Genomic DNA, 6,806 nt, shown 5'->3' with positions numbered 1-6,806 from the left:
AAATATCAATGTTTTTAGTTATGAATTTTAGCACTATAAATTGTTAAATTTTATTAAATTATTTGCAAACCATTCTGAATAAACAAAATATTTAAAATAAATGAAAAATTAAAAAAGATGAAGAAAAGTGGATGTTTTTAAGAAATTTTGCCACTTTACTTGATAATGCTAAGTTTGATTTTAATTATGATTATCACTAGTATTAAGAATATATTAAGATAATATATTAATATATTCTTAATAAAATATTAATAATTAAAATTTTATTAATACATTATGATTTTATAAAATTAGAAAGGTGAGTGAAGAAAAATGCCAGTACTAGAGAATTTAAAACCAACTAAGGTTTTTAGCTTTTTTGAAGACATGACTAAGATACCTCATGGGTCAGGTAATGAAAAAGCTATTAGTGACTTTTTAGTTAACTTTGCTAAAGAAAGAAGTTTAGAGGCAATACAAGATAGCGAGCTAAATGTAATTATAAAGAAACCAGCTACACCTGGATATGAAAACGTATCACCAGTTATAATTCAAGGTCACATGGATATGGTTTGTGAAAAAAATAAAGATACAAAGCATGACTTTGAAAAGGATCCATTAGAGCTTAGAATTGTAGAAGATTGCATATATGCAAATGGGACAACTCTAGGTGCAGATAATGGAATTGCTGTAGCTTATGGATTAGCATTATTAGATTCTAAAGATATACCACATCCAGCATTAGAATTGCTTGTTACTACTGGTGAAGAGACTGGGATGTATGGTGCTATTGCTGTAGACCCTAAACATTTAGATGGAAAAGTACTATTAAATATTGACTCTGAGGAAGAAGGCATATTCTTAGTAAGTTGTGCAGGTGGAGTTACTAACTATGTTCACATAAATAACCAATGGGAAGATACTAACGGTTCTGCGTTAAAATTAGAAATAAAAGGCTTAAAAGGCGGACACTCCGGAATGGAGATAATTAAGCAAAGAGGAAATGCTAATAAGCTTATGGGAAGATTATTAAATTCAATAGGTAAAGAGGTTCACTTTAATATTGCCCATATTAGTGGCGGCGCTAAAAATAATGCTATTCCACGTGAATCTGAGGTTATTTTAACAGGAGATACTGCAAACTTAGAAAAAATAAAAACAATAGCTAATAATACTATAAACATATTTAAAGAAGAATTAAGAGTTCAAGATCCAGATGTAAAATTAGAAATTTCAGAAGTTAAAGCTGAAAAGCAATTGACTTGTGAAGTGACAACTAGTATAGTGAATTTTTTAAATTTAATGCCTAATGGAGTTCAAACTATGAGCAAAGATATAGAAGGACTAGTAGAAAGTAGTTTAAATTTAGGAGTTATAGTATTTAGTGAAGAAAAAGTCACTTTTGTATCAGCAATAAGAAGTTCTGTTAAAACATTAAAGAATGAAATAGTTGATAGAGTGGGAACACTATCAAAATTAGTTGGAGCTGAAATGGTAAATGATTCAGATTATCCAGAGTGGCAATATGAACCAAATTCAAAGATAAGAGATCTTTGTGTAGAGACATACAAAGAAATTACAGGACAAGAGCCAAAAATAGATGCTATCCATGCAGGTCTTGAATGTGGACTTTTAAAAGAAAAAATGGCTGATGTTGATATGATAAGCTTTGGACCAAACTTATACGATGTTCATACTCCACAAGAACATATGAGTATAACTTCAGTACAAAATGTGTGGGAGTTCATACAGAGATTATTAAAAAATATAAAATAGGATAAATGTTCAAATGAATTTATTAATTTGAATTTTTATTAATAAATTCATTTGATCTTTATTAATAAATCCCTATAGAGTTAAATCTAGAGTTTTTTACAGCAAATTATATGACTTAATTACTAAAAGTAAAATTGAAAAAGAGGAGGAATTATTTTATGAGCCAAGAGAGAAAAAAATTATCCCACACAGCCTATGGCGAATGTAAAGGAGAAGATTATGTTCCATTTGTGCCAACCTCGGTGGCAATGCCTGAAACAACAGGGTACTCAATTATTTTAGGCATTATATTGGCTTGTATTTTTGCAGCAGCTAATACATACCTTGGCTTAAAAGTTGGTATGACAATATCAGCAGGTATACCAGGCGCGATAATAGCTACTGGAATATTAAAGGGAATGTTTAAAAGAAATAACATTCTAGAAGCTAACATAGTAGCATCACTAGCTGCTATGGGAGAATCTATTGCTGGTGGTGTTATATTTATTTTACCAGCATTAATTTTATGGGGATTAAAATTAAGTATTTTTACAGTTGTTATTGTTACTATTATTGGAGGGGTTATGGGTGTATTTTTTATTACACCACTTAGAAGATACTTAATTGTTGAAGAGCATGGAAATTTAGTTTACCCAGAAAGTATGGCTGCAGCTGAAGTTCTTGTAACTGGCAGCGAGGGTGGGCAAGGCTTTAAAACAGTTATGACTGGACTTGGTGTAGGAGCCGGATATAAGCTTTTCTCAGGTGGATTTGCACTTTGGGGAGAACAAGCTACTTATGTAATTAAAAGCTATCAAGGAACAATGATGGGATTTGATACATTAGCATCACTTCTTGGTGTTGGATTTATTGTTGGCACTAAAGCATCATTGCTTATGTTTGGTGGTTCTGTTATAGCTTGGTTTGCACTTATACCATTAATTAAATTCTTAGGAGTAGGATTAGTAGAACCACTATTCCCAGCAACTAAGATTATAGCTGAAATGAATGCTACTGAGATATGGTCTAACTATATTAAATATATAGGTGCTGGAGCTGTTGCAATGGGAGGATTTATCTCTCTTGCTAAATCTATTCCAACTATAATAACGAGCTTTAAACAAGCTATGAGTGGAATAGGTGCTGGTAAAAATGAAAAAGTTAGCAGAATTGACATAGAAGCACCTCTAACTTGGGTTATTTTAGCAGCAGCTTTTGGATTTGCATTAACATGGTTATTACCAATGATAAATGGTGGATTCGTGGGTGGAATCATGGCAGTTATATTCAGCTTCTTCTTTGCTGTTGTTTCAGCTAGAATGGTTGGTATAATTGGAGCATCTAATAATCCAGTTTCAGGTATGACTATAGCTACAATGCTATTTGTAACCACGCTAATTAAATTAACCGGTGGAGTTTCTCAGGAATATATGACTAAATGTATATTAATAGGTGGAGTTGTTTGTGTTGCTATAGCAGTAGCTGGTGGAGCTGCACAAAGCTTAAAAACTACATTTGTTATTGGTGGTACTCCTAAAAAAGTTCAATTAGGAATGTTCATTGCTCTTGCGGTAGCTGGTGTGTTTGCTGCATTAGTAATAAACATGTTAGAGAAGGCTTATGGAATAGGTTCTGCAGATGTAGCTGCACCACAAGCTACACTTATGAAGATGATCGTTGAAGGTATAATGACAGCTCAGCTTCCTTGGACATTAATAATAGTAGGAGCTGCTATTGCATTATTCTGTGAATTAGCTGGTATATCAATACTACCAGTTGCACTTGGAATATACCTTCCAATAACTTTAAATGCTGCTATCTTAGTTGGTGGTATTATAAGAGAGATTGTTGAAAGAAAATTCGCTAAAGATAAAGACAAAAAAGGGGAAGCTGTCGAAAAAGGAACTCTTCTTGCTTCAGGTCTAGTTGCAGGGGATGCATTAATGGGTATAGTAGTAGCTGGTCTGGTTGCTGCTAACGTAGATATAGCATTTGGTAAAAACTTCTTAACAGGAATAACACAAAGCAATCTATTTGCTTTTATAATGTTCTTATTGTTAGGATTATGGATTTATATCTTCTCTTGCAAAAAAGATAAAAATATTAACTAGATAAAGTATTAGACTTTATTAGAAACTATAAGGATTTGCTTTGCTCACAAATAAATCTATTTGTGGGCAAGCGAATTACTATATTATTAGCATATTCTTTCTAAAATACATATAATTTAATTATATAAATTTATATTAAAATATCTTATAGTTAGGAGTTAGTTATGAGTTATTAGGAGGAATTTTATATGAGAAATAAGAAACTCAAACAAGAAGAAATAGAAAATCAAGAGCCTGATACAAAACATAATTTCGCTCTGTTTGTACCAGAAATTAAACATAATGAATGGAAAGAAAAAAATGGAAGAGTTATTTTATGCTTAAAGATCAATGATCCAGTAAAGAAATTCTTAGCTTGGATGGTTAGAAAAACTCCTATGACTAATTTAGAGCTAGATGATAGATGCTCTACGGTATGGAAACATATGGATGGAAACAGGACAGTGTATGATATTGCGAAGCTTATGGCAGAAAAGTATAGAGAAGATGTTAATGGGGAACTATACAGGTTAGTAACATATCTAAAGTATCTGTCTAAAAGAGGATGGATTAAATTTAAAGAGTATGAAGTATAAAATTTATATATTATGGAAAAGGTTCGGTGAATAATATGATTATTACTAGGCTTATTCTATGTAATATGTCATAATATTGCAAATAACTTAAACTTTCTATAAAAAAGGATTTTAAATAATAAATGAAGAATATAATAAAGGTAAAAAGTTTTATACGGGGGTGCAGTAAATGGGAAGTAAATCATTGGAAAAATTCTTAAAAGATAATTTACAAGACCTTAGAGGCAAAGGCTTATATAATGAAATTAATATTATAAATGGAGCAAATGGTCCAATTATAAATATTGATGGAAAAGAACTTATAAACCTTTCATCAAATAACTACCTAGGACTTGCTACTCATCCAAGAATGATTAAAGCTACAATTGAAGCTACTAAAAAATACGGAGCAGGAGCAGGAGCAGTTAGAACGATTAATGGAACATTAGATATACACTCAGAACTTGAAAAAAGATTAGCAGAGTTTAAACATACTGAAGCTGCAATAGCTTTCCAATCTGGATTTAACTGTAATATGGCTGCAATTTCAGCAGTTATGGGTAAAAAAGATGCTATACTTTCAGATGCATTAAACCACGCATCAATTATAGATGGATGTAGATTATCAGGAGCAAAAATTATAAGGGTTGAACATTCTGATATGGACGATTTAAGAGCAAAAGCTAAAGAAGCCAGAGAATCAGGATTATATGAAAAAATAATGGTTATAACTGATGGCGTGTTCTCTATGGATGGAGATATAGCTAAACTTCCTGAAATAGTGGAAATAGCTGAAGAATTTGACTTAATTACATACGTTGACGATGCACACGGTTCAGGGGTATTAGGAAAAGGAGCAGGAACTGTTAAACATTTTGGATTATCAGATAAAATAGATTTCCAAATAGGTACGTTATCTAAAGCTATTGGTGTAGTTGGAGGATATGTTGCTGGTTCTAAAGATTTAATTGATTGGTTAAAAGTTAGAGGTAGGCCGTTCTTATTCTCAACTGCATTAACACCGGGAGCAGCAGGTGCTTGTATAGAAGCTATAAAAATATTAACTGAAAGTACAGAACTTCATGATAAGCTATGGGAAAATGCAAATTATTTAAAGAAAGGCTTAAAAGAATTAGGCTTTAATATAGGAAATAGTGAAACTCCAATTACTCCATGTATAATAGGAGAAGCTGATAAAGCTCAAGAATTCAGTAAAAAATTATATGAAGAAGGAGTATATGCAAAATCTATTGTATTCCCAACAGTTCCAATGGGTACAGCAAGAGTTAGAAATATGCCTTCAGCAGCTCATACTAAGGAAATGTTAGATGAAGCTATTAAAGTGTATGAAAAAGTAGGAAAAGAAATGGGAATAATCTAAAAGATAGCACTTGGGGGGATAACAATATGAAAAAAATATTGGTTACAGGTTGTTTAGGGCAAATTGGTACGGAATTAGTAGCAAAATTAAGAGAAGTTTATGGACGTGATAATGTTATTGCTACAGATATAAGAAAACCAGAAGGAAATCCTATAGTTGAGGGTGGAATATTTGAAATATTAGATGTTACTGATAGAAATGCAATGCTTGAAATAGCTAAAAAATATGAGGTTGACTCAATAATTCACTTAGCTGCATTACTTTCAGCAGTAGCTGAAGCTAAACCTCAATTAGCTTGGGATATAAATATGGGCGGACTTGTCAATGCTTTAGAAGTTGCAAGAGAATTAAATTGCAAATTTTTCACACCAAGTTCAATAGGAGCTTTTGGTCCAGATACTCCAAAAGTAAATACTCCACAAGATACAATTCAAAGACCGAAAACTATGTATGGTGTGACAAAAGTTTCTGGAGAGTTATTATGTGATTATTATCATACTAAATTTGGAGTAGATACAAGAGGAGTAAGATTCCCAGGACTTATATCTTATGTAGCACCTCCAGGTGGTGGAACAACAGATTACGCTGTTGATATTTATTATGAAGCATTAAAAAGTGGAAAATATACTTCGTACATTGATAAGGGAACTTATATGGATATGATGTATATGCCAGATGCTATAAATGCAATAATAACATTAATGGAAGCAGATCCATCAAAGTTAAAGCATAGAAATGCTTTTAATATAACAGCAATGAGCTTTGAACCAGAACAAATTGCAGCTGCAATTAAAAAACATATACCAGAATTTGAAATTAGCTATGAGCCAGATCCAGTAAGACAAGGAATAGCTAATACTTGGCCAGACTCAATTGACCCAACAGCTGCTAAAGAAGAATGGGGATTTAAAGCTGAATATGATTTAGATAAAATGACAGCTGACATGCTACAAAAATTAAGAGAAAAAGGCATAGGAAATAAATAATAATATAAAAACTAGCAATTATATTGCTAGTTTTTTATTA

Annotated in this window: 5 protein-coding genes; all 5 read left to right on the top strand. The window is 31.9% G+C overall.

Going from position 1 to position 6,806, the window contains the following annotated elements; genetic code table 11:
- The first annotated feature begins 312 nt into the window (after positions 1–312).
- Positions 313–1,755, top strand: coding sequence for an aminoacyl-histidine dipeptidase (locus ACY1IQ_RS20850; protein ID WP_461615799.1), 1,443 nt, complete (start codon positions 313–315; stop codon positions 1,753–1,755).
- A gap of 158 nt (positions 1,756–1,913) precedes the next feature.
- Complete coding sequence (locus ACY1IQ_RS20845) at positions 1,914–3,845, top strand: OPT family oligopeptide transporter (protein WP_461615798.1); 1,932 nt, start codon at positions 1,914–1,916, stop codon at positions 3,843–3,845.
- A 188-nt stretch (positions 3,846–4,033) separates the two neighbouring features.
- Positions 4,034–4,420: a PqqD family protein gene (locus ACY1IQ_RS20840; RefSeq protein WP_461615797.1), complete on the top strand. Its 387-nt coding sequence runs from the start codon at positions 4,034–4,036 to the stop codon at positions 4,418–4,420.
- A 169-nt stretch (positions 4,421–4,589) separates the two neighbouring features.
- The gene (locus ACY1IQ_RS20835; protein ID WP_461615796.1) at positions 4,590–5,780 is read left to right on the top strand and encodes a glycine C-acetyltransferase; all 1,191 of its coding nucleotides are present in this window, start codon (positions 4,590–4,592) and stop codon (positions 5,778–5,780) included.
- Positions 5,781–5,806: 26 nt separating this feature from the next.
- A complete protein-coding gene (locus tag ACY1IQ_RS20830; protein ID WP_461615795.1) occupies positions 5,807–6,766 on the top strand; it encodes an L-threonine 3-dehydrogenase in 960 nt (319 codons plus the stop codon).
- Positions 6,767–6,806: the final 40 nt, after the last annotated feature.

This window comes from Clostridium sp. Marseille-QA1073 (assembly GCF_054863625.1).
This window is presented reverse-complemented; position numbering and strand designations above follow the sequence as displayed.

Coding starts and splice junctions, on each gene's coding strand:
- ACY1IQ_RS20830 (WP_461615795.1), top strand. CDS start 5,807: ATGAAAAAAATATTGGTTACAGGTTGTTTAGGGCAAATTGGTACGGAA.
- ACY1IQ_RS20850 (WP_461615799.1), top strand. CDS start 313: ATGCCAGTACTAGAGAATTTAAAACCAACTAAGGTTTTTAGCTTTTTT.
- ACY1IQ_RS20840 (WP_461615797.1), top strand. CDS start 4,034: ATGAGAAATAAGAAACTCAAACAAGAAGAAATAGAAAATCAAGAGCCT.
- ACY1IQ_RS20835 (WP_461615796.1), top strand. CDS start 4,590: ATGGGAAGTAAATCATTGGAAAAATTCTTAAAAGATAATTTACAAGAC.
- ACY1IQ_RS20845 (WP_461615798.1), top strand. CDS start 1,914: ATGAGCCAAGAGAGAAAAAAATTATCCCACACAGCCTATGGCGAATGT.